Source organism: Sphingobacterium allocomposti, assembly GCF_008124885.1.
Lineage (GTDB): Bacteria > Bacteroidota > Bacteroidia > Sphingobacteriales > Sphingobacteriaceae > Sphingobacterium > Sphingobacterium allocomposti.
In genome coordinates this window covers 100578-123937 of sequence record NZ_VNHX01000002.1, presented here as the reverse complement: position 1 = coordinate 123937, position 23360 = coordinate 100578, and the positions used below count along the sequence as shown (strand labels likewise).

19 protein-coding genes are annotated in these 23360 nt (G+C 47.7%); 11 read left to right on the top strand and 8 right to left on the bottom strand.

The genetic code is table 11. The annotated features are described in order from the left end of the window. The first annotated feature begins 103 nt into the window (after window positions 1–103). Window positions 104–3646, top strand: a complete 3543-nt coding sequence (gene smc, locus BC792_RS02135) for a chromosome segregation protein SMC (protein WP_148907341.1) — start codon at window positions 104–106, stop codon at window positions 3644–3646. Window positions 3647–3760: 114 nt separating this feature from the next. On the opposite strand, the gene BC792_RS02130 is transcribed toward smc, so the two are convergent. From BC792_RS02130 to BC792_RS02110, 5 genes are all read right to left on the bottom strand, one after another. Continuing rightward, entirely contained in the window at window positions 3761–4990 is a 1230-nt protein-coding gene (locus tag BC792_RS02130) for an MFS transporter (RefSeq protein WP_148907340.1), read from the bottom strand. Between the two features lie 531 nt (window positions 4991–5521). Beyond that, entirely contained in the window at window positions 5522–6484 is a 963-nt protein-coding gene (locus tag BC792_RS02125; RefSeq protein WP_148907339.1) for a helix-turn-helix transcriptional regulator, read from the bottom strand. A gap of 65 nt (window positions 6485–6549) precedes the next feature. Further along, on the bottom strand, window positions 6550–7359 hold the full coding sequence (locus BC792_RS02120) for a heme ABC transporter ATP-binding protein (protein ID WP_148907338.1): 810 nt from the start codon (window positions 7357–7359) through the stop codon (window positions 6550–6552). 148 nt (window positions 7360–7507) lie between these two features. Then, window positions 7508–8503, bottom strand: coding sequence for a FecCD family ABC transporter permease (locus BC792_RS02115; protein ID WP_148907337.1), 996 nt, complete (start codon window positions 8501–8503; stop codon window positions 7508–7510). Window positions 8504–8670: 167 nt separating this feature from the next. Then, complete coding sequence (locus BC792_RS02110; protein WP_246154788.1) at window positions 8671–9546, bottom strand: heme/hemin ABC transporter substrate-binding protein; 876 nt, start codon at window positions 9544–9546, stop codon at window positions 8671–8673. 288 nt (window positions 9547–9834) lie between these two features. Here BC792_RS02110 and BC792_RS02105 point away from each other — a divergent pair, with 288 nt between their 5' ends. From BC792_RS02105 to BC792_RS02065, 9 genes are all read left to right on the top strand, one after another. Continuing rightward, a complete protein-coding gene (locus BC792_RS02105; protein ID WP_246154787.1) occupies window positions 9835–12177 on the top strand; it encodes a TonB-dependent receptor in 2343 nt (780 codons plus the stop codon). Window positions 12178–12339: 162 nt separating this feature from the next. Then, window positions 12340–13074 carry an HmuY family protein gene (locus BC792_RS02100; RefSeq protein ID WP_246154786.1) on the top strand — a complete coding sequence of 245 codons (735 nt, stop codon included), beginning with the start codon at window positions 12340–12342 and terminating at the stop codon, window positions 13072–13074. A 29-nt stretch (window positions 13075–13103) separates the two neighbouring features. Further along, the gene (locus tag BC792_RS02095; protein ID WP_148907335.1) at window positions 13104–13787 is read left to right on the top strand and encodes a hypothetical protein; all 684 of its coding nucleotides are present in this window, start codon (window positions 13104–13106) and stop codon (window positions 13785–13787) included. 165 nt (window positions 13788–13952) lie between these two features. Beyond that, a complete protein-coding gene (locus BC792_RS02090) occupies window positions 13953–14732 on the top strand; it encodes an HmuY family protein (protein ID WP_148907334.1) in 780 nt (259 codons plus the stop codon). A gap of 38 nt (window positions 14733–14770) precedes the next feature. Beyond that, window positions 14771–15766 (top strand): hypothetical protein, encoded by a 996-nt coding sequence (locus BC792_RS02085; protein WP_148907333.1) that lies wholly within the window; start codon window positions 14771–14773, stop codon window positions 15764–15766. A gap of 76 nt (window positions 15767–15842) precedes the next feature. Next, window positions 15843–16418, top strand: a complete 576-nt coding sequence (locus BC792_RS02080) for a hypothetical protein (protein WP_148907332.1) — start codon at window positions 15843–15845, stop codon at window positions 16416–16418. 88 nt (window positions 16419–16506) lie between these two features. Continuing rightward, a complete protein-coding gene (locus BC792_RS02075; RefSeq protein WP_148907331.1) occupies window positions 16507–17436 on the top strand; it encodes a hypothetical protein in 930 nt (309 codons plus the stop codon). 22 nt (window positions 17437–17458) lie between these two features. Continuing rightward, entirely contained in the window at window positions 17459–18580 is a 1122-nt protein-coding gene (locus BC792_RS02070; RefSeq protein ID WP_246154781.1) for a cytochrome-c peroxidase, read from the top strand. 234 nt (window positions 18581–18814) lie between these two features. Further along, window positions 18815–19384 carry a biliverdin-producing heme oxygenase gene (locus tag BC792_RS02065; protein WP_246154778.1) on the top strand — a complete coding sequence of 190 codons (570 nt, stop codon included), beginning with the start codon at window positions 18815–18817 and terminating at the stop codon, window positions 19382–19384. Between the two features lie 68 nt (window positions 19385–19452). Here the strand turns inward: BC792_RS02065 and BC792_RS02060 are convergent, their stop codons facing one another. Both BC792_RS02060 and folB read right to left on the bottom strand, forming a co-directional pair. Next, on the bottom strand, window positions 19453–19896 hold the full coding sequence (locus BC792_RS02060; protein ID WP_148907330.1) for an Hsp20/alpha crystallin family protein: 444 nt from the start codon (window positions 19894–19896) through the stop codon (window positions 19453–19455). A 132-nt stretch (window positions 19897–20028) separates the two neighbouring features. Then, the gene (gene folB, locus BC792_RS02055) at window positions 20029–20394 is read right to left on the bottom strand and encodes a dihydroneopterin aldolase (protein ID WP_148907329.1); all 366 of its coding nucleotides are present in this window, start codon (window positions 20392–20394) and stop codon (window positions 20029–20031) included. A 137-nt stretch (window positions 20395–20531) separates the two neighbouring features. On the opposite strand from folB, the gene BC792_RS02050 reads away from it, so the two are divergent. Further along, entirely contained in the window at window positions 20532–21266 is a 735-nt protein-coding gene (locus tag BC792_RS02050) for a 3-keto-disaccharide hydrolase (protein WP_148907328.1), read from the top strand. A gap of 214 nt (window positions 21267–21480) precedes the next feature. Here the strand turns inward: BC792_RS02050 and asnB are convergent, their stop codons facing one another. Continuing rightward, window positions 21481–23172: an asparagine synthase B gene (gene asnB, locus BC792_RS02045; RefSeq protein WP_148907327.1), complete on the bottom strand. Its 1692-nt coding sequence runs from the start codon at window positions 23170–23172 to the stop codon at window positions 21481–21483. Between the last annotated feature and the right edge of the window lie 188 nt (window positions 23173–23360).

Sequence of the window (23360 nt, the reverse complement as noted above, 5' to 3'; positions counted from 1 at the left end):
TCACCAACGCCTAATTCCCAACTCCTGATTACGGTCTCTTTCAGTTATATTGAAAATTCTGTATTTTCGTCCTTCGATTTTTTAGAAAGAAGAGGGGCAACATATGCAGTTGACAAAATTAGAGATCAAAGGATTTAAGAGCTTTGGCGATAAAATCACCATCAATTTCAATGAAGGTGTTACCGCCATCGTGGGGCCGAACGGGTGTGGTAAATCTAACGTGGTGGATGCCATACGCTGGGTGTTGGGCGAGCAAAGCACGCGTATGCTCCGGTCGGAAAAGATGGAGAACATCATCTTCAACGGCACGGCTAACCGAAAGCCCGCGAATTTAGCAGAAGTCTCGTTGACCTTCGAAAACAACAGTCAGCTATTGCCTACCGAGTTTTCTACGGTAACGATCACCCGTAAACTGTATCGCAACGGAGACAGCGAATATCGGCTCAACGACGTCAAATGCCGGCTGAAGGACATCACCGACCTCTTTTTGGACACTGGACTAGGAGCAGATTCTTATGCGATTATCGAACTGAAGATGATCGATGAGATCATCAACAACAAAGATAACTCCCGCCGAAACTTGTTTGAAGAAGCTTCGGGGATCTCTAAATACAAAGTCCGTAAAAAACAGACCCTCGCTAAACTTAAAGACACGGAGTCCGACCTGTCGCGCGTGGATGATCTTCTTCACGAGATTAGCAAAAATCTAAAGCAACTTGAGGCGCAGGCTAAAAAAGCAGACAAGTATTTCCAACTGAAAGACGAATACCGTCAGGCAAGCGTGGGCTTGGCCTATTACCGTCTCGAAGGCTTCAGCGCCGACCTGGAACGGATAGCCGAACAGGAAAGTATCCAGCAGGAAACAATAACGCAAATCCACTCGGCCATTGCTGAACAGGAAGAGCAGTTAAAGAAACTCCGCGAAGACATTCTTTCCAAAGAGAAAAACTTAGCTACGCAACAGAAAAGTACGAACGAGTATATCAATAAAATACGTGCGTACGAATCAGACAAAAAGATAAAAAACGAGCAGATTAAACACCTGCAGGACAAAGAAACACGGCTAACTGCCGAGCTGGCCCAGGACAGGTCTCAACTCGAACATGTACTCCACACCATCAAACGCCTGCATGAAGAGCTGTACGAGGAACAGCAGGCGCTGGAAATGTTGCAACAAACCATTGAAAAAAATAAAACGGAAGTCGACGAGATCCGCATACAGCAGCAGTCTGCAAAAGCCAAGCTCGATGAATGCACACTTCGGAGCAGCACAATACAAAACAAAACGTACAAGCTGGAAAAGGACATAGCGGTGTTGAACATTCAGAAGGAGGCTTTACAGCAGGAATCGCTTCGCACCGTGAGCGATACAACCGTCAAGGAGGAAGAGTTAACGGAATTCAACCGGGCGGTTGCCGAGCTCGAGGCGCGCGTAGACATCCAACAAAATCAGTATGATGCGGCCGTCCTTGCCGAGCAGCAGCTCCAGCGGCAGATGCAGGAGGTGGAAGAACGACTGACAGAGACGCGTTTGCAAATCAGCCGAGAGTCACGCCTTGTCGACGCCAAACAAAATGAGTATAACCTTACGAAATCGCTCGTCGATAATCTGGAAGGTTTTCCGGAGTCCATCAAATTTCTACGGAAAAACGCAGGCTGGAAAAAATCATATCCACTATTTTCTGATATCCTGTTCTGCCAGGAGGAGTACCGCGTCGCCATCGAGAATTACCTCGAACCGGTGATGAACCACTATGTAGTCGAGAACCGCCAGGAAGCCGTACAAGCCATACAGCTTCTTAGTGATGCGTCCCGTGGGAGAGCCAACTTTTTCGTCCTGGATGCCATACAACAGCCGGACTCCCCGTCTGTTGCCGTACCTTCTGATTATGTTGTTCCAGCTCTCGACGTGGTAAAAGTGGACAAGAAATATGCAGCGCTATGCGAGCACCTGCTGCGCCACGTTTTCCTATTAAAGTCTGAGGCAGCGGATTCGCTGGATGAGGAACTGCCTGCCGAAGATGTCGTGATCCTACATCCTGAAGGCAAATTTTCCAAACACAGGCTCGGCGTAAGCGGCGGTTCTATCGGCCTGTTCGAAGGCAAGCGGATTGGCCGCGCAAAGAACCTCGAAAATCTGGCTAAAGAGATTAAGGACCTGACCCGGCGGATTGAGGAACTACAGGCTCAGGAAGCGGAAGATGTGGACAGGCTTGCTACCTTACGTCTGTCGTCGCAGCGCGACGTCATTGACGAGCTCCGGAATATACTAAACCGTCTCAATAATGAGCTGCTAACAGTAAAAACCAAGCAGGAGCAATATCAGGCGTTCATTACCAACAGCCAGAACCGCAAACAAGATATCGAAAGTAAAATCGTGACCATTAATGAGGAACTGGAAACGGCCGAGCCTGCATTAGCCACGTTAAAGTCTGAGCAGGCCAACTGCCAGGAGGAAGTCATGAGTCTGCAGGAGGTGTATACCGAACTCTCTGAAGTCCTAACGGACAAATCAGCAGCGTTTAATCAAGAGAATATACGCTTCCACCAGCAGCAAAACAAAGTATCCAGTCTACAAAAAGATGTGGAATACCGTGAAACCCAACAAGAATCTTTGGAGACGCGTATAGCAAAAAATACAGCTGAATTTGAACAGGTCAAAAAAGACATGACCGACGCGCAACAGTATACAGATGTTAACGACGATGATCTTGTCGCCATGTACGCGCAAAAAGAAGCGCTGGAGAAAGGCCTCCAGGAGATCGAGGAAGAATTCTTCGCCGCCCGGCGAAAAATAAACGAACTGGAAGAATCGATTTCGCAGCTTCGTCGCAACAAAGACCAAAACGACTTTTTACTAGCCGAGTTAAAGGACAAAAAAACGTCACTTCAGATAGAATTAAACAGCCTGAAAGAACGCCTGGCGGTTGAATTTGACATCGATATTAACACCTTACTGGAGGGAGATATGCCGGACATCGCCGCCAGCCAGGAGGAACTGACGGAAACCTGCACTAGATTGAAGAAACAGCTTGACACGTACGGGTCTATCAACCCAATGGCCAAGGAAGCCTATGACGAGATGAATGACCGCCACTCATTTATATCGAAAGAAAAGGGCGACCTTTTAGAAGCGAAAGCTTCGCTGATGGCGACCATCAACGAGATCGACCAGACGGCGAACGACAAGTTTATGCAGGCTTTTAATACAGTTCGGGATAACTTTATTCAGGTGTTCCGGTCACTCTTTAACCAAGAAGACTCCTGCGACATGATTCTGACAGATCCAAACAACCCGCTGGAGTCGGACATTGACATTATCGCGCGGCCCAAAGGCAAGCGTCCTCTTTCGATCAACCAGCTCTCGGGTGGTGAAAAGACACTGACAGCGACAGCGTTGTTGTTCTCCTTATACCTACTCAAGCCGGCTCCGTTCTGCGTGTTCGACGAAGTTGATGCGCCGCTCGATGACACGAATATCGACAAGTTCAACAACATCATACGTGATTTTTCGGCGAACTCACAGTTTATTATTGTGTCGCACAACAAGCGCACGATAGCTAGCACGGATATTATCTACGGTGTTACGATGGTCGAGCAGGGAGTATCACGGGTGGTGCCGGTAGACCTACGGGACGTCGCTTAGAGGCAGCTTTTTCTTAATCCATGAAGTCCAAGTCCATAAGATAAGACGCCGTCCTTAACATATAAAAACAGCGGGGGAGGTAAAGAAAGAAGCCCCCCTGCTATGTCCAATGTACTAGCCGTCCCGTTTCCCCAACGCCATTATATAAGGATTAAAGAAAGACAGTATCCCGATGAGGGCAATCACCGCGCCCAACACAATAAAGATATTATTTACCCCAAACAGATCAGACGCCCACCCGGTACCTAATAATCCGACCACGGTAGGTATGATGGCAATACTGAAATACAAGGAGAAAACACGGCCCATCACCTCGGGGCGTACCTCTTCCTGTAGCACGGTCATAAAGCTTGCATTATATATTGTCGCCGCAACGCCACCGATAGCCGTCAAGCCCACAAACAACCAAAAAGCGTACGGAGGAATAACACCGGATAGAGAAAGGCTCACGCCAAGCACCATGTGCATAACGTTAATCATGACGACCTTCCGGACCGTCAGCTTAAAAACGCCCAGCACACTGCCGCCCACTAACATACCTATCCCCCACACCATTTCGATAATGCTCATCTCCAACTTGCCACCGCCGAAGTATTGCAACGTTAACAACGGAAACAAAACCGCAACAGGCATAATACAAAAAGTAGCGATCGAAGAATACGTAAACAGCCAGGTTAGCCCCCTGTTGTCCAAAATAGCTCTAAAACCCAACCGGAGGTCGCTCTGGGCCTGCCTGAAACTCGCTTTAGCCTTTTCGGGAACGACTGGATCTGGAATGTAGACAAATAACAACGATACAATCGCCACGACAGCGCCCACGATATCCAATAGCAGCACGTTGCCTATTGACAGCAGTGTAATAGCAAGCGCTCCCAATGCAGGCCCGGCGATCGCCGAAACCGACTGGATCATCTGGTTGACACCTGCAATGCGCAACAGCTCCCGCTCGGGAGCGATCATCGGAATGGAAGCCTGCATAGCAGGCATATGAAAGGCAGAACCCACCGACCGCAAGGCAAGCATTGCATAGATCAAAAGGAGGCTTTCATATCCCAGATAAAAGCTGATCGACATGACCAGCGTACAAAGCGCCACAAAGCCGTCGGCAAACATCATCGTCTTTTTACGGTTCCACCTGTCGATGTATATTCCTGCAAATGGACCGATAACCGCTGCCGGCAGCATCCCGGCTATAGCACCGTAGGCCAACACTTCTGCCGATCCATGTTCAATACTCAGCCATATAATGATGGCAAAATTTACGGCTGAGCTCGTCATCAGCGATATAAACTGCCCAACCCAAATAACAAGGAACTTTTTTTTCCAGTTTTCTTTTTCGTGCATACACTTTAAACTATAAAACGCCAATGCCTTCCGGCGCTTTTAATCAATAAATAAAAATGGGAATAGAAATAAAACAAGCACGGAACAGCTTGTTTAACGGTGTCTAAGCTAAGAAAAAGCCTATTTTAGACTATTCTGTAGCGGACAGACAATAGGAATTGGAGCCAAATAACTTTCATAACGAAAGCAAAGATAGTAAAAAACTGGATACAATTATTCTCCGACTGGTATATATCGTATATGAAAAATATACCCGAAGGGTTGCACATTATAGAAATATATGCATGTTATAGTTCGACCCCTGACGGGGGGCGTATTAATCACAAACATGTATAAGCTATAAACATCGGACCTCTACGAGGCCCCAGCACCGTCCTTATTGCGAAGCGGAGCGTCACTAAGGGATAGTACAAAAAAAGGAAATCTCAGCCCCCCGTTTTTGAGCCGATCCATAGAGACCGCTAACTCTACGGACAGCATGTGTTCGGGTGAATAACAATACGCACTTAAAATCTTCTTTTCCTAAACGTTTCAAAACTTCAATTCTCCCGGGGATATACCGTAGTATTTCTTAAAAGCACTGCTGAAGTTGTTCTGATGACCAAAACCGGTTAACAACGCTACTTTATATACCGACATCTTATCATCGAGTAGATAGCTACGGGCTTTCTCCATCCGAATCCGTGTTAGATAGTCGTGTATGGTCACGGAGAAATATTCTTTAAAATCTTTCCGCAGCTTGCTTTCGCTCATCAGCACTTCCGCAGCCAGCTCTTTCTGCGTCGGCGGGTTAGACAGGCGCTGCTCAAGGATCTGCCGCGCAAGCTCAAGGCGGGCGATATCGTCTTCATTGAACAAAGGGGCATGCTTCCCGTTCTTTTCATTATACTGTTCAAATTGATACATGAGCAGTTCGACGACACGCGACTCGGTATGCAGGCGCCGGATCTCCCCCGTTTTTCTGGATTCAACCAGTTCGGTAATGGTATGCTGCATCTCATATGTCGCCGTCAGATCCTCTTCTGAAAACGAGGCATATTGCCCCTTTTCTATTTCCTGCATAAAATGTTCGTGAAGCAGCGAGTCCCGCTTTATCAGGTTGAGATAATATTCCTTTGATATTACTGCAATAAAATAGCTGTACTCGATATTCTCCTTAACCCCGTGTACGGTCTTCGCTGAAGGAATATACCGGATATTGTGGCGACTCATACCATACGGGAGTTTATTATCCGCCGATTTAAAAAAGACAAACTGGCTCGTGACAGCCTCGCCTTCGATGTCGATATGGATGTGCATGGCCTGCTCGAACAACATTTTTGTATGCAAAATAAATAGTCCGCTTGTAGATAGGTGAAATATCTCCATATGCATCGCTTCATTGTCGATGACGGAGCGGTGCTCTTCCAACGGTCTATTGGGGTCATAGCTATCCGGTACTTCCTCGATAAAAAGCCATTCGCTCAACTCTACTATTTTACTTTTTACACGCATAGTGAAAGTTCCTGCAAATTCATGCCTTAAAGATATACAACTTATTTCAATTATTTAAATTAATTCTAAATAACACACCTCATCACTGGTTCATCCAGTTTCATCTCCTTGAATCTGACATAGGGACGTAAGGTATACGGACTAATGTCGACTTCGGCTTCCACGGAAAAAACGGTATATATGTTCGGAGTGGTCAGCACCTCTATGGGAGTGCCGTCGAACAACTTACGTCCGTGCTTTAGCATGACGATCCGGTCTGCATAGCTTGCGGCATAATTGAGGTCATGTAGAATCAATACCACCATATAGCCCCGGCGCGAAAGGGCCTTAGCAATAGCCAGCACCTTTTGCTGATAGTACATGTCCAACGCCGAGATAGGTTCGTCAAGCAACAACAGCCCCTCAGGATTGTCCCAGATCTGTGCGAGTACACGGGCAAGCTGCACCCGCTGCTGCTCCCCTCCTGACAAACTCATATAAACCCGATCTCCGAAATCCGATACACCGCACAAGGCCATCACCTCTTCCACGATAGCGAGATCGGCAGCTTGTGGTGCCGAGCGGAAATGTGGGTAACGTCCCATCAGGACGATTTCCCGAACCGTAAATGACAGGGCCACCTGCTGTTGTTGGATGAGCATTGCACGTTGCCTGGCCAGCCGGCGCATGTTGTATTTTTCCAGCGGCTGCCCACATAGTCTCACCGTTCCTGAGCACGGCGCCACATCGCCGGCCAGGAGGCGCATCAGTGTTGACTTTCCGGCACCATTAGCTCCCAATAAAACTACGATCTCTCCTTTCCGCACCTGCAGCGAGACGTCCTTCAACAGCGTTCGACCCTTGATTTCATAATTTAATTTATCTACCCGTAACATAGTACAACGTGTTAAGCAACATCTAAATAAGTCTCCGAGGTAGTGCTATCTTCCGCATTTCCTCTCTGACATAGGCCTCAATAACAGCGGAGAGCAAAACGCACCACATAATACATGAATACCTTGAAAGCACACAAACATAAATAGTCTACCTTTCTTTTATTAAAATATACAGAAAAACCGGCGTGCCCAGCAGCGCGGTTATTACACCGATCGGTAGCTCAATGGGCGCTGCCAAGGTACGACACAGCACATCGGCCAGCGTCAGTACCATCGATCCCATAATGATTGATGCGACCAGCACATACCGGTTGTCTGCCCCCCCCATCAGGCGGACAGTGTGGGGCACCAGCAGACCAACAAATCCGATGATACCCGACACAGCAACGGCGGCTCCCACAGCAAGAGTGCCCAACGTAACGACCCAAAGCTTGACGTTGTCGGTCCGCATACCCAAGAGGTCGGCCTGTGTTTCCCCAAGCGCAAAAGCGTTCAGCGCCTTTCCGAAAAACAGCATGCCGAACACCGGTAGTATGATAAAGGGCGTGACCGCGGCCACACTTTCCCACGTCGCTCCGCCCAAACTTCCCAGCATCCAGAACGTAATAGTACGCAACTGCTGCTCTGTTGCCATATAGGTCGTCAGGCCTGTAAGCGCTCCTGCCAGTCCGTTGATGGCGATTCCCGCCAGTAACATGGTCGTCACCTGAGGACGTCCTTCCTTCAAGGAAAGACGATATACCATAAATGCCGTTAGTCCTGCTCCCACAAAAGATCCCAAGATCAACAGGTAATGTCCAAACAGTTGCGATAGTCCGACGAACAGGATACTTTCAAATGCTATTACCAATACAGCAAATAACGATGCGCCAGCGGAAATGCCGATCAACCCTGGATCAGCCAGCGGATTTCTGAAGATACCTTGAACCGCGGCACCCGCCCCACCCAATGCGGCCCCAACCAAGAGTCCAAGTAGAACCCGTGGCGTCCGCACTACAAAAAGAACATCACCATCCAACGAATCACTGGTCGCCATCCCAATTTTCTCCAGGATAAGGCGCCAGACGTCGTCGATTGCTATGTAATAAGCTCCTAGACTTAAAGACAGCAACGCTACGGCTAGCAAAGTGCTAGTCAGTACCATTATAATAATCCGTTGTTTTGTTGACACGTTTCCTTTCTTCCAAAATATGATAGACGATAGTAGGACGATGCACTTTCCGCACATTCTTTTTGCGAAGGCAAATCCAGCGGACTAATCCATATACCGACTTTTTTAATCCCTGTAAAACGGTTCCGGTGTTTTCTTCCTTACTCCTGTGGAGACTGCATCAGCTCCCGGTGCAAGGATGCCACGGCTTCGGGAAGGCGCGTGCTGAAATTCACCAGCAACGACGCATTCAGGGCAAGAATACGCCCATGTCGTCCCGCGGTCGTCATATTCATTCCCGGCATCTTCAGAATAGACCGCTTTCCTCCGAGGCTGCTGACGCCAAAGTCAAACATCAGAATAACATCAGGATCTGCCTTAACCAGTGCTTCCGTCGTATAAGGTTTAAAATCCGAAAATTCCTGCACGGCATTTCTCCCTCCCGACAGTTCAATCAAAGCATCAAGGCTGCTGCCTCTGCCGGCGACACTCATTGCCCCCGCACCGCGGGCATAAATAAAAAGTACCTTCGGTTTTGTCCGACCAGCTGTTTGTTCCTCGACCACCGCTCTTACCCTGTCCATGGCCAACTTTGTCCGAAGAACGGCCTCTTTCCCCTTTTTCGGTATATCGAGCGCATTGGCTACTTCCTGAATAAACCGATAGGCTCCTTTTTCAGAAAACTCCTGCCGGATTGCTATGAACCGAATACCGGATTGCCGCAGGTGCTGCGCCACAGCGGGGGGAACGTCTTTTTCAGGCGCTAAGACAATGTGCGGGTGAAAAGCCATCACTCCTTCAGCCGATATGGAGCGGTTCCGGCTAACACGTGGAAGATCTGCGGCCGCTTTCGGCGATATGCTGGTTACATCGGTGGCGACAATATTGTCCCCCATTCCCAATGCGAACACCGTCTCAGTAATAGCGCTGTTCAAGGTTACTACACGCAATTGCTGCGCCATGCTACAGCGTACACCAACTAAGACTAGCACCACCGCCCATTTTAATCCACTAAACTTATTTCTTCTGTTTTTCATGCTCGATTTTCTATTTCTTACCTGTCCTATTCTCATACAAAACAAATCAATAATCAATCTAAATACAAATTAAAGCCGTCACTTGTCATGTTGACAAAACAGCACAAAAACACTGAAAAACAACACATTACATTACGCAAAAACAATTACCGAAGGCTAGAAAAGCCAATTTGCAGATATGAATTGCCATTTTTCATAGAAAAAAAGTGAGTAGGATTACCGTCATTTGTAGCTTATTTAGAACGAATACAAATAAACAGCGTTGTGTATTATCGGCAAAAAACTATATTGTTAGTCATTTTCATCAACTGTATTACATTTTTTACCAACGCGCAGGAGCATGAATTAAGAGGCCATGTCCGTGATGCGATGGAGCTTCCTATCGTCCATGCCACCGTTATACTAAAACCAGACAACAAGGTTTATAAAACGGATCAGTATGGTTATTTCGAATTCAGCGGACTTTACGAAGGAGTCTATCAATTGGAGATCCGCCATATGGGATATACCACCAAACATCTGGAGGCAGTCGTGCCTCGCATCGATACAGTCCTCTCTATCCGGTTGGAAGCCACAGGTCATGCGATAGAACAGGTGGAAGTGCAGGGCAAAGTAACGGCCGTCGACAATCTTGTTCAGGTGGAGCAGGCCGCTATGCCGGTGAAGATCATCACCCGCCGCGAGATCGAGCTGATGGGAAGTCGTCGGCTTGATGAGGTAATGAAGGAGCAGACCGGTGTGGCAGTCGTCAACGATATCGCTGGAGGGTCACGGGCGGTCGGCGTACAGATACAGGGCTTCAGCAGCAACTATATTATGGTGCTCATCGACGGGCAGCCGATGCTGGGCCGCAATAATGGCAACTTCGACCTCTCGCGGATTTCCGTTACCAACATCGAGCGCATCGAAATTATTAAAGGCGCTTCATCTTGTCTTTACGGCAGCGATGCATTAGGCGGAGCCATCAATATCGTGACGCGTCACGGTGCTATAACCCCACAGGCGCAAGCGTCCCTGCTATACGGAACACTGAATACCGTAGATGCTACGCTGGAAGGCGAAACAGCATTTGCAAACCAACGTGGATCGGTGGTGGTATCGGGCAATTACTACCGTACCGACGGGTTCAATACAGACAAGGGGTATCTCATGACGGGGAGTACCACATTTCCTCCTTATGAAAACTACAGTTTTCAAGGACGCCTCCGCTACCGTACAAGCAAGGATGGTACAATAGGTCTCACGGCGCGTTACGCTGCAAGAAATTCCAAAATGTACAATGCCTGGTCGAACGATCTTACACTGGAAGACGGGCAGAAAGATCAGGACATCAACATGGGTGTTAGTTATGATCGCAGCTTTGCCAGTGGACTGCGCAGTATGACACGTTACTACCTCACGCGTTTTCATACCGAGCTACAGGCACAATGGTTTAATCAGGGAGTATTAGCAGGTGAGGAGGCTTTTGGCCAATACGACCACCGTATCGAGCAGCAATTTGCATACAACCCACTCAGCAACCTGAAACTTACTGGCGGTTTGGGCGGCAGCATGGAGCTGATGGACAACCAGAACCTCGACGATAAACGCTCCCTACAAACAGCGTTTGCCTATATACAGACCGAGTGGCGTCCTAAGGACCGCATCTTGGCCACCCTTGGATTACGCTACGATCTGACAAATGTATATCCCGGACGGGTGAGCCCCAGCCTCGGACTGCAATATCACCTCAACGAAAAACTATTGTTAAAAGCCGGGACAGGCGCCGGATTTAAAGCTCCCGACTATAAGATGCGTTATCAGGTGTTCTTCAATCCTTCTGCAAACTATCTTGTTGTTGGCAACGACCGTCTTGAAGAAGTCGTCAATGGTCTGGAGGCCGCTGGAGAACTCAGTTATAAGAACAGTTATATGTTAAACCAGCTGGCCGGCAACCTTTTAGCCGAGAAAAGCTGGTCAAACCATATCGGGCTGATCTGGAACCCTATACCGAAAATTCAGGCAGAAGCTTCAGTATTCTATCACCGTATCAACAACCAGATCAACTCCGTCAACATCGCAACGGGAACGCGTATTTCGCAGATATATACCTACCGAAATCTGCCGAAAGCAGTTAACAAAGGTATAGAGATTTCTTTCAGCTATCAGGCTACGCGCGACCTGCAATTGTCGGCAGGCTATCAGTACCTCATTGCCAAAGATCTGGGAGTCCTAGATAGCATCCGGGCGGGCAATTATCCTTACAACCAATACAACAACGCCGGTACCGGGGAATACCGGCAGAGCAGGCCGTCCGACTATTGGGGCATCGAAGATCGATCTCGCCATATGGCGAATCTGAAATTGATGTATGAATACCGGCCTTGGCAAACGAGCATCAACGTCCGCGCGAACATCCGTGGGAAATACCCTTTCCAGGAAACCAATGGCAACCAATTTATCGATGACGGCGACAGGTTTGTCCCCTACCATACCCTGATCAATGTTACGCTGGAAAAGGCTTTATTGAACAAAAAAATATCCCTGCGGCTGATCGCAGATAACCTATTGGATTTCACCCACCGGTATATGCTCGGACAGCCAGGAAGGGTCATCCTTGGAGGGTTAAGCTATCGGTGGATGAAGGACTAGGAAGATAGCTCATTTGAAGCAGCGAAAAATAGGCAAAGTCCATAAACGGGAATGAAAATCCGGCTCGCGCCCCATCCACGATAACCTGGCTTAGCAGGCAAAAAAATGTGGCCCATTTATGAATGTCGCTAAAGATAAACACACACGAATAACAATATAGATATGAATACATTAAAAATAATCATCAATGAATGCCGGAGCTTTATTTTGCTAGGCAAAATAATTCCCGGACTGGTGTTGGTGCTGGCTTCCTGTGGGAAAGAAGAAAATGCCCAACCCCTGTATGAAGACGGCAAGAGTAGCGTTATCTATGATCTGGCGGGCGACACGGAAGCATCCATGGGCGACGGCATTGACGGAAAAGAAAGACGAAATTTTCACATTTTTCTTTTCCGGTTCAGGGATCAACGGCAGATATGGATCAGGAACGCCACCGATTCAGCGCAATGGCTCAAAACCAAGGATTGGGATTTAGCCTTCACCGGCCCCTACAATTCGGAGATTTTTGTAAACAACGCATTTCACGAATTTAACCCCGGCTATGGGGGGGAAGCAGAAAACACGGCCGTCGTTCTCCTTCGTCAGGCTTATGAAACTGTGGCACAGGCGCCGTCGGATGCAGATTTTGATGGCAGTGATGTAAACAAAATCGGATGGGCTGGTACCGAAAGCTCGTCCGGCTGGTTCCGCTACAGCCTGCAAACCCATATTATGCAGGCATTACCCAACCGCACTTACGCCATACGCCTACCGGATGGTAAATACGCCAAGCTGCAACTCATCAACGCTTATAAAGGCAATCCCGAAGCCGTTACCAATATGAACTGGCCAGCACCTTACTTCACCTTCCGCTACTATGTGCAGCCGGACGGTAGTAAAAATCTGAAAACACAATAATGTCAACACCTTTAATTTTCAAAATTCACATGAACAAGCTATTTAAAATTGCCGCACTGGCATACACACTAATTGTTGGATTTACTTCCTGCGACAAGGACGAGGCGCCGGTAGACCAGGAATATCAAGCGCGCGTGATGGTTAAAGACGGCGAAACAAAAAAACTCGCTGACGTCTCCGTCAGCATAAACACCGAAGGAACAATATCCCGACATGGAGCGGTATACTCCCTCCGTAATTTCAGGCAATTTATCATTGGCGAAGATGGGGCGGTAACTGAAAACGTAGCTCCGCAGTTTTATTTTAATTTCAAAGAGAATGATGGGGTGTCGGCAGAAGATGCGATGTTAACGCTTAACGCCACGCAGCGCAATATGGACGTTGTTTCCAATACCAGCAGGGGATACACCCTTTCGTACATCGATAAAGCCTTCGAATCTGTTACTGCAGCTGATAACTTTACAGCGGCCCCCGATAACAAAGTAGGAATAGTAACCCCATTTTCACCAGAGGGAACCATTGGATGGTCTAATTACGACATGTCCGTACACCATATCTTGCCTATAGCTAACCGCACCCTTATCGTCTCCAAGGACGGTGCACTGCTATTTAAATTCCGTATCAATAGCATCTATTCGAATGAGACACCTAATAAAGAATCTGCTTCCGATAACTATGTATACTACTCTGTTGATTATCAGGGATTTAAATAGAGTTAGAGCAAGGAAAATCCTGTATACCCGCTAGACTTTAGAATAAGTATAGATAAAAAACACTTTGCAGACATGATTTACCGTTTTGCATACACGACTTAATAGACTCCCATCTTAACTTTGTTTAGAATCAATTTAAATAACAACACCGTAATCATATTGAAAATGAAAAAACTATTGATGATTGCTTTATCCTTGCTCTTTGTCGTAGTCTTCGGCAGATGTAGCAAAAGTGATCCTGCACCGGAGCCAGAACCAGCTATCCCCGAAACTATGTTTAACCGCTTGATTGAAGTCCGCAACTTCGGCGAGGATCTGCCAGTCGGAAGCGCGCCTGACAGCGATCAGGATCCAATTTATTATAGTATGGAAGAAAATAAGCCTGCCGATGTTTCTCACCGCAGAACCAACCGCTGGGATCTGTCCTTCGCTGGTATATACCGATCCTACCTCGCCGGGAACAATGGAAACGGCACCGGGGTTTCTCCCAATTATGGACTGAATGGCCCTGGCGTAGGCGGTATTATGATCGTCGAAAAAAGTTTTGATGAGGTGGTGGATATCCCCGCGGACGCGGAGTTCAAGATCCAGCGTAATGTCGTTGGCCCTGATATCAACGGCGATATGTCTGATGCCATAGGCTGGTATCTGTACGATTTTGGCGGCACGCGGGTACGCGACGGCGCATATGACAACGCGCATATTGCCTACGCACTTGACGAACCGCTCGACATCACGCTGCCCAACGGCGAAAAGAAAACCGTTAGCCCACGTACAGTGATTGTCCGCACCGCTCGCGGCAACTATGCCAAAGTACGGATGCGTAGCCTTTATAAAAATAAACTGGAGCGCGATACGTGGAAGCGGAACGACGAGAAACCTTACTTCTCTTTCGATTATGTGCTGGCTAAAAAAGGAAGCACCAAGTTTGAAGTGACACAGTAAACAATAAAAATCTTAATGCAGAAAAAAACAATAGACCCATGATGAATAAAACATTTACTTACCTCAGCATCCTGTTTATCGGGCTCGTATTGGCTTCCTGTACCAAAGAGGAAGATCTCGCTCCTCTTCCGCAGGACAAAATATTGGAATACCGGGTAGACAACGTACCCACGGGAACCAGCCTTTACGGAGCTATCGACCAAAACGAAGGAACCATTACACTCTATGTACCATTTTACCTAGGACTGGAACTGATAGATGCCGACATCAAAGTATCTCCCGGAGCGAAACTACAGGAAGCCATCCAACCCATCCCGGTGGACACCAAAGGTCAAACCTATACCGTGATTGCGGCAGACGGCACCACCAATACGTATAAGCTGCAGATCGTTCCGCAGAATACACCACAACTGGAAGTCGTCTGGGGCATATACAACTACCCTGCAACGCAGCCGAGCGCTTATCCGCTGCAGGTCTTGCCGACGATTTATGGAAATTTTTACAGCAATAATATAGCGTTAGTAGATGTTAGGCTGACTTCCCGTCGTACCGGGAAAGAGGTACAGCTCAATACCCGCGCTGAAAGAGCCGCTCTTAGTCCGGTCACTGGCGAGAATTATAAATACAGTTTATCCAGCATCCCGATTCCGAAGGACGTTGACACCGGATACAACGATGTACAGATCGATTTTCTGGGCCATCGGGCCACGCTGGCAGATCCAGTCAATATACAATACCGGGCGCCCAGGATCAACTATGCGGCTGGTACGGCAGCGCAACAAGGCGGAGAGGTCGTTTTTAAGGCGACACCACAGTATCTGATATTAGACCCTACATCGGTCAAGGCGACAGACACCGAGACCGGAAAGGTCTATGATTTATCGATCGTGAAATACGACATGGAGAGCATTACCCTAAAAATACCCGACGACTTTCCGGTGGGAATGCCGACCTCCATTTTGATCTTTGAAACGATGTATAAGGACTGGCCGGCAACTTCCGAAAGGACATACATGAATGTCAGCCCCAAATAGCCACGTGCTTATCTCCGATAAGAGATGTCTATATAATAAATTAGTATTTGATAACACAAAAATTAAAAAAACGAGTATGAAAAACATCCTCAAATCAAGCCTGGCTGTCGCAGCGGCAGCCTTGCTCAGCTTATCTTCATATGCGAAAGACAACAACCCAGCCGTTATTCAACCGTTAACACCTGCTAAAGTAACCGCTATTTCCTGTGGCTACTCATACAGTGTCACCGGCAATGTCGGCAGCCCTTTTAACCCTTCCTCCTTTGGAAATGTTTACGTAACTCTGGGGAACGGATCGGCATCACAGAGCAGTATTCCGAGTGGGCAACTTATCTTCACCGAGCATGCCAATGCCGCCGTAGCTGCCAACGGCAATGCTGAATTAAGAATACTGACCGGTGCTGATATTTGTTCAGTTACGGCTTCAAATTGGGGTAATGCAACGCCGCTAAGCGGTGCCGTAGGGGAAGATGTATGGTATACCTATGAGAATCAAGTAGCAACTCCGATTCCAGGTGTGGTGATGCTGGTCAGCAATGACGGTGGTAACACCGTATGGGCATTTACCTTGGGTTCGGCGACAGCTTCTATTGTCACCCAAAATCCATTAACCATACAAGGTACCGTTACGATTAACGTGAACCAACTATAAAGTGAATTGAGGATTTCCTCCGCGAAGCACGTTGGCAGACCGCGGAGGAAATCCTCTACTTATTATCGATTTTTTGAGAACCATAAATATGAATACATTATACAAAACATATTTGGCTATAGCGATTGGCTGCACAATACTGTTTAGCGCATGCAAAACAGAGTATCCCGACTTACCTTATGCCGAAATAGAAACGTTCACCATCGAAGATGCGCACGGCCAACCACTACGGGCAGTTATTAAAGATGCGGAGATTATCATCTACTGGACACCCCTGGAAGAAGAACCCGAAACCATCCGTCCTGTTATCACCCTGTCCGAGGGTGCAACCATATCTCCTGCATCGGGCGAAGCTGTGCCTTATAGCGCGGCAACCGCCTATACCGTAACAGCGCAGGACGGCAGCAAAAAGACCTATACGCTGCGTCCTGAAGGCGGACAGCCTATTCCATACCTACACATCCCGAGTACCGAGATTTATATCAACAGCACGTTTAGCATATTAGGCGATTACTTTGTACCCGATGCCGAGCGTACGAAAGTCTACATAATCGCAAACGGCCAAGAACACGAATTAACGGAGTTTCGTCAATTAACGAATTCCGTCATTCAGCCCTTTATTCCACTATCGACCCCATTGGACACCGGCTACTACGAACTCAAAGTCGTGACGGGCAGGTATACACTGACGGCTCCAGAACGGATGCACTTAAATGCTCCCAACCTAGCCGCGCTGTTAGACAAAACAAGGCTACCGTCGACGCTTACCCCAGGACAGGTCTTGTCGCTTTACTTCACCGAGGAGCAAGCCTTAAAATTTTACCAGAATGCCGACTTTACGGCTCAGATGTTTTATTATAGTGACAATAGTGCCGTTGAGTTCGATCCAAACGTTAAGTTTGTGAATGCAGCGGAAATACAGATCACGATCCCTGCCGGCATAAATACCGGATCTGTTTGGTTTAACCTAACGGCCGGTAACAAGTCCGTCATAGGACAACAAATGACCATCGAATAAGCACGGGTTGAAATAAAGGTTCGTGAAGTATACCAAAAACAGATATGGCTTATACATTCTGCTACTGCTGTTGGGCAGCTGCTCCAAGTCGCCCGTAGCCGACCGGGAAGAGCCTGCACCGGAACCAGTACCCGTGGATCTACGCAGTACCCGGGAGAAATACAGCACAGCCATCACCGAATGTCCGGAGGCGGAGTGGTACACCGGCATCATAAAAAGGGAATTGGCAGAGCTGCCCGCCAACCCGCATACCGGTCCGTCCTCTTCCGTACTCCAACTCGGCAAGACACTGTTTTTTGAGAAGCGTATGGGCAGCATACAAAATTCCTGTTCGTCCTGCCACAACCCCGCGAAGTTCTGGACAGATGGCCGTAAAGTAGCTCTTGGTGGTGGGGTGCGCAATACGCCCTCCATAGAAAATGCCTGGTATTTAAAAGGCCATCTTTTTCATGACGGCAGGGCAACGACCTATGCCGATCAGATTACGGAAGCCATTGAATCGCCTATTGAGATGGATGGCGACCTGAACATCATTCCGTGGCGGCTATCGCAGATTCCCGGCTATATAGCTTTGTTTGAGGCTGCTTATGGCAGCAGCACCATCACCAGAGAACGCATCTTGGATGCATTGGAGGTGTATATCAAAAGTATTCATAGCAGCGAGACCGCCTTCGACCGTTTCGTGCGTGGCGACTATAACGCGCTGACCGATCAGCAGATCGAGGGCCTGCATCTCTTCCGCACCAAAGCCAAGTGTATCAACTGCCACAATGGGCCGTTCTTTACGGATTTGGACTACCATAATCTAGGTTATGCAACCAATTATCGAGGAAGCCTGGACAATGGTTGCCAAGAAGCCACGGGCTTAGAAGCCGACAAAGGAAAATTCCGTACGCCGGGGTTACGGAATGTTGCCAATACGGCGCCCTACTGGCACAATGGCGAGATTGGTACGCTCGAAGAGGTCATCGATCTGCTTAACCGCGGCATGCCCCACACGGGACGCCAAAGAATAAACGGCAGGCTTTCCCCACATATACGTCCGTTACAACTAACCTCGGATGAGCAGCAGGCCATAGTCGCATTTCTGAACGCACTGAGCAGTCCAGAGCCCCATGTGGTAGCGCCAGACTTAACGCAATAAAAAGCCTCCTTCGGATCTACCCGAGGAGGCTTTTGTGAATAGTCGTGCCGAGACGTCTATATAATAAATCAGTACGGCAAATATAAGATCCAGTTCGGCGATTTCAAATTATGCGCCGTGGGACAATGAAAAAATATCGTTTTTCATATACGAAAGAGCGAAACGCAGCATACAAATTCCGTGATAAATAAGAATCTTTGTAAATAACCGTTTTAAAAATAAAATAGAACACACATGATGTTAAGTCAATATATTAAAGAAAACACAAAAGAGGCACACCAAACCTTAGAAGGTGTGGTCGTGCGGCAATTAAAGTCGATCCGCTCAAATGCAGACTACGCCGCTGTATTAAAAAACTTTTACGCTTATTTCCGCGCGGTAGAAAGAAACGTCGCTCCTTATATTAGTGCGGATGTACTGCCCGATTACGCCAACCGTCGCAATTCATCGTATATTAAAACGGACATCGAGGAGCTTGGCGGACAGGTGGAGGATCTGCCAGAACCGGCCGTACCGGCTGTAAACAACATCTTAGAAGCGTTAAGCGCCCTATATGTCCTGGAAGGCTCTATTATGGGCGGTCCTTACATTGTGCAGATGCTTAACAAATACGGCATCAGTGCGGGCACCTCTTTTTTTTCCGGCTACGGGGAAGAAACCGGGAAAATGTGGACTGTCTTCACGGACGTGCTGAACAGGTACGGTGAAGATCCGGCAACCCATTCCCGTGCTGCCGAGGTAGCCAACGAGACATTTGCTAAGTTTGGTGATGTATTTGCCCAGGCCGCAATAACCGGTCAATAAAAAGATAAAGCGCCCCCGCAGAAGTGCAGGGACGCTTTATCCACTTTAAACCAATACACGCTCTTTTCTTATTTAACCTCAATAAGTCGCTTGGCCACAATGGCTTCCTCTTTCTTGCCGACTGTCACCAGCAATACGCCATCTACGTATTCAGCTTCGATGTCGTTGTAGTTGACCGTATCCGGAAGCGAGAACGAACGTGTAAACGAGCTGTAACTAAACTCTTTCTTGCTGTACAGCTTATCTTCTTCATTCTTCTCCTCTTTCTTTTCAGCAGAAATCGTAATCATGTTTTTGTCGACGTTGATTTTAAAATCTGATTTCTGCAGCCCGGGAGCCGCAAGCTCAATTTTAAATGCTTTATCCGTTTCCGCGATATTGACCGCTGGGACACGGGTTATCAGACGATCCGTTATAAAAGAATCGTTGAAGAAGTTGTCAAAGAAGCTGTTAACATACGGGTTAACCGCATCTGAATTGATAGTTCTGCTTGGAAATTTGATTAATGTCATATCTATATCCTCCTATTTTTCTATTGTTACGTACACTTGCCATTAATCAAACGGCGTACCGGAATGTAATACAAATAAAAACAAGACAAACTGTCGCTAAAAATCGGGATATAAAGACAAAATGACAGTCCACTATCGCTTATAGCTAAGGGAAACCTCCGCATGAACCTGATCATGACCAAAAGGAGGCGTCGTCTTGCGGATAGCCACCCGCGCTTCATCAATGAAAGAGTACTTACCCTGAATCTTAGAAAGAATCTCCTGGGCAGCAGATTCTAAAAGTTTGCGTTCTTTCTGCATCACGTCGCACAGCAAACTGTAGAGCTCCCCATAATTGATGGTATTCGACAGCTCTTCCGTATCAACATGACGAAAAGGGAAACGGACATACACATCCACGTAAAACTCATTCCCCAAAATCCGTTCTTCCTCGAAATAACCTATAGGCGAAAAAAAACGAACATCGCGAAGCGCGATCTCCTGCGTGATTGTACCCATACACAAACATAGGAAATATCCGGGTCTGATCAAATCTAAATACGGAAAGGCCAAATCACAAAATAGGAATGCTCAATTTTACTTATAATATTAGTAAATTGCTGACGACAAACAAGCGAAGATCAAACACACTACATATGAAGAAACAACTAGGAAGTATAGCCGCCCTCCTAGCCTTATCTCTGGCAGGAACGGCACAGACTACATTCAAACCGGAGGACACGGAGTTTTACTCGCCTAAGCCGCCCGTGGTGATGCTCCGTAACGAAATACCAAGCGACGCGCTCATCCTTTTTGACGGCAGCGGACTACAGCAATGGGTAAGCAGCGAACACCCTGAGCAGGCAGCCCCTTGGACCGTCCGGGACAACATCCTAACCGTGAAGCCAGGCACAGGCGCCATACAGACCAAACAGCAGTTTGAGGACTTTCAGCTGCACGTCGAATGGAGAAGCCCCGAGGTCGTTAAAGGTGAAGGACAAGGCCGCGGAAACAGCGGCATCTTTCTGCAGGGGCTGTACGAAATCCAGGTTCTAGACAACAACGACAACCCCACATACGTAAACGGGCAGGCAGGAAGTATATATAAACAGCGTCCACCACTTGTAGAGGTTAGAGCCGGCGAGGACAAGTGGCACCGCTATGATATTATCTACAGAGCGCCGCGCTTTAATAAAGACGGCATGCTGATCAGCAAGGGCACGGTTACGGTATTACATAACGGCGTCCTCGTACAGAACAACACCCAGATCGAAGGAACAACAGAATACATAGGATTACCGAAGATGAAGGCACACGGGGCCGGACCTATTGTTTTACAGGACCATGGCGATTTGGTAGACTTCCGCCGCATATGGATCAGACCGCTGTAATGTATGAGGCACTAAAGTCTATAGCACTCCGTCGGGGCGCTGCGGATATAACTAAAAAAGGAGCCTTAGCTCCTCTATCCATCCTTCGGCCCGATCAGGATACTTCACACCTGAAGGAACAATGGAGCCTATCATGGTCCGCCCACGCTCGCCATGATAGGCCTATTACTGACCGGTACCGGCATTCACTGTCGGCTTTACCGGATACTACAATCTAAACGGTCGTCTCTTTCGCTTTTTCGTAGCTTTCGTTGTGCACGCTGGCCACGGCACGGCCAGAAGGGTCATTCAGATTCTGGAAAGAAGCGTCCCAGGCCAGCGCCTCGGGTGTACTGCAGGCCACCGACTTAACGGAAGGTACGGTCCGGGCAGCCGCGTCCGACGGAAAATACGACTCAAAAATTGTCCGGTAATAGAACTCTTCCTTGTTCTTGGGTGTATTAACTGGAAAACGGGCGGCCGCAGTCTCAAATTCGACATCAGACACGCGGTTCTCAGCCTGCTCCTTCAGCGTATCAATCCAGCTATACCCTACACCATCCGAAAACTGCTCTTTTTGTCGCCAGGCTATACTTTCAGGTAGATAATCTTCGAAAGCCTTCCGAACGACCCACTTCTCCATACGTCCATCTTTGATCATCTTGTCAGCGGGATTGATGGTCATCGCCACATCCATGAACTCTTTATCCAGAAAAGGCACTCGTCCCTCGACTCCCCACGCGGCCAATGATTTATTCGCACGCAAACAATCGTACAGATATAGCTTCTTTAGCTTACGGACGGTCTCTTCATGAAATTCCTGTGCATTTGGCGCTTTATGAAAGTAAAGATACCCCCCAAATAGCTCGTCCGACCCCTCGCCCGACAACACCATCTTGATTCCCATCGACTTGATGACACGCGCCAGTAAATACATCGGCGTAGACGCCCGGACAGTGGTAACATCGTAGGTCTCCAGGTGATAAATAACATCACGGACAGCATCCAACCCCTCCTGAATCGTAAAGTTGATCTCGTGATGGATCGTACCGATATGGTCGGCAGCCTTCTTCGCTGCGATCAGGTCGGGCGCCCCTTTTAACCCTACCGCAAAGGAATGTAGCTGCGGATACCACGCCTCTTCCTTTCCTCCGCTTTCTATACGTTTAGATGCGAATTTTTTGGTAACAGCAGCAATCACCGACGAGTCAAGTCCACCCGACAGCAGCACGCCGTACGGCACATCCGACATCAGCTGCCGCTGCACAGCTTCTTCCAACGCTTGCCGCAACTTAGCGATATCGGTTTCCGCATCTTTTACAACATCGTACGACTCCCAGTCGCGCGTATACCACCTTTGCGGCGTAAGTCCCCCTTTACTATACACGTAGTGCCCCGGAGGAAACTGTTCAATGTCGACACAAAAGCCTTCTAGAGACTTCAACTCCGACGCGACGAAGAATTGACCATGCTCGTCTTTTCCATAATAAAGAGGGATAATCCCCATATGGTCCCGCGCAACCAGAAAAGTGTCATCTCTGCCGTCGTATAATGCAAAGCCAAAAATACCGTTCAAATCCTCAATGAACGATGGCCCTTTTTCTAAATACAAGGCGAGAATAACTTCGGAATCCGATTGGGTAGCAAATTGGTAGTTAGGTAATGTATTTCTTAATTGTTGATGATTATACACCTCGCCATTAACGGCCAGCACCACTTTCCCGTCCGGACTAAAAAGTGGCTGGCTTCCGGATTTAGGATCGACGATCGCCAGACGCTCATGTGCTAAAATAGATTTCTCACTTGTAAAAATACCCGACCAGTCCGGTCCTCGATGTCTAATACGTTTAGACATCTCCAAAACCTGTAGCCTTAGGGTCTCCGGGGAGGAGGGCTTCAATTCAAAAGCACCGACAATTCCACACATAAATTTAAATTTTAATACTGTTCTCTACGTTTAATATCAATTACTAAACAAAGAAAGGTATTAAAAAATTAAATTCATAATTTTTTACAATTTTTGTTGCAAAAAAAACAACAAAAGAAACATTAAGTTAACATTTCAACATCAAAAACAAAAATTCATTAAACAAGACAAGCCCAACCACCGCGGTT

Coding starts and splice junctions, on each gene's coding strand:
- smc (WP_148907341.1), top strand. CDS start 104: ATGCAGTTGACAAAATTAGAGATCAAAGGATTTAAGAGCTTTGGCGAT.
- BC792_RS02130 (WP_148907340.1), bottom strand. CDS start 4,990: ATGCACGAAAAAGAAAACTGGAAAAAAAAGTTCCTTGTTATTTGGGTT.
- BC792_RS02125 (WP_148907339.1), bottom strand. CDS start 6,484: ATGCGTGTAAAAAGTAAAATAGTAGAGTTGAGCGAATGGCTTTTTATC.
- BC792_RS02120 (WP_148907338.1), bottom strand. CDS start 7,359: ATGTTACGGGTAGATAAATTAAATTATGAAATCAAGGGTCGAACGCTG.
- BC792_RS02115 (WP_148907337.1), bottom strand. CDS start 8,503: ATGGTACTGACTAGCACTTTGCTAGCCGTAGCGTTGCTGTCTTTAAGT.
- BC792_RS02110 (WP_246154788.1), bottom strand. CDS start 9,546: ATGAAAAACAGAAGAAATAAGTTTAGTGGATTAAAATGGGCGGTGGTG.
- BC792_RS02100 (WP_246154786.1), top strand. CDS start 12,340: ATGAATACATTAAAAATAATCATCAATGAATGCCGGAGCTTTATTTTG.
- BC792_RS02095 (WP_148907335.1), top strand. CDS start 13,104: ATGAACAAGCTATTTAAAATTGCCGCACTGGCATACACACTAATTGTT.
- BC792_RS02090 (WP_148907334.1), top strand. CDS start 13,953: ATGAAAAAACTATTGATGATTGCTTTATCCTTGCTCTTTGTCGTAGTC.
- BC792_RS02085 (WP_148907333.1), top strand. CDS start 14,771: ATGATGAATAAAACATTTACTTACCTCAGCATCCTGTTTATCGGGCTC.
- BC792_RS02080 (WP_148907332.1), top strand. CDS start 15,843: ATGAAAAACATCCTCAAATCAAGCCTGGCTGTCGCAGCGGCAGCCTTG.
- BC792_RS02075 (WP_148907331.1), top strand. CDS start 16,507: ATGAATACATTATACAAAACATATTTGGCTATAGCGATTGGCTGCACA.
- BC792_RS02065 (WP_246154778.1), top strand. CDS start 18,815: ATGATGTTAAGTCAATATATTAAAGAAAACACAAAAGAGGCACACCAA.
- BC792_RS02060 (WP_148907330.1), bottom strand. CDS start 19,896: ATGACATTAATCAAATTTCCAAGCAGAACTATCAATTCAGATGCGGTT.
- folB (WP_148907329.1), bottom strand. CDS start 20,394: ATGGGTACAATCACGCAGGAGATCGCGCTTCGCGATGTTCGTTTTTTT.
- BC792_RS02050 (WP_148907328.1), top strand. CDS start 20,532: ATGAAGAAACAACTAGGAAGTATAGCCGCCCTCCTAGCCTTATCTCTG.
- asnB (WP_148907327.1), bottom strand. CDS start 23,172: ATGTGTGGAATTGTCGGTGCTTTTGAATTGAAGCCCTCCTCCCCGGAG.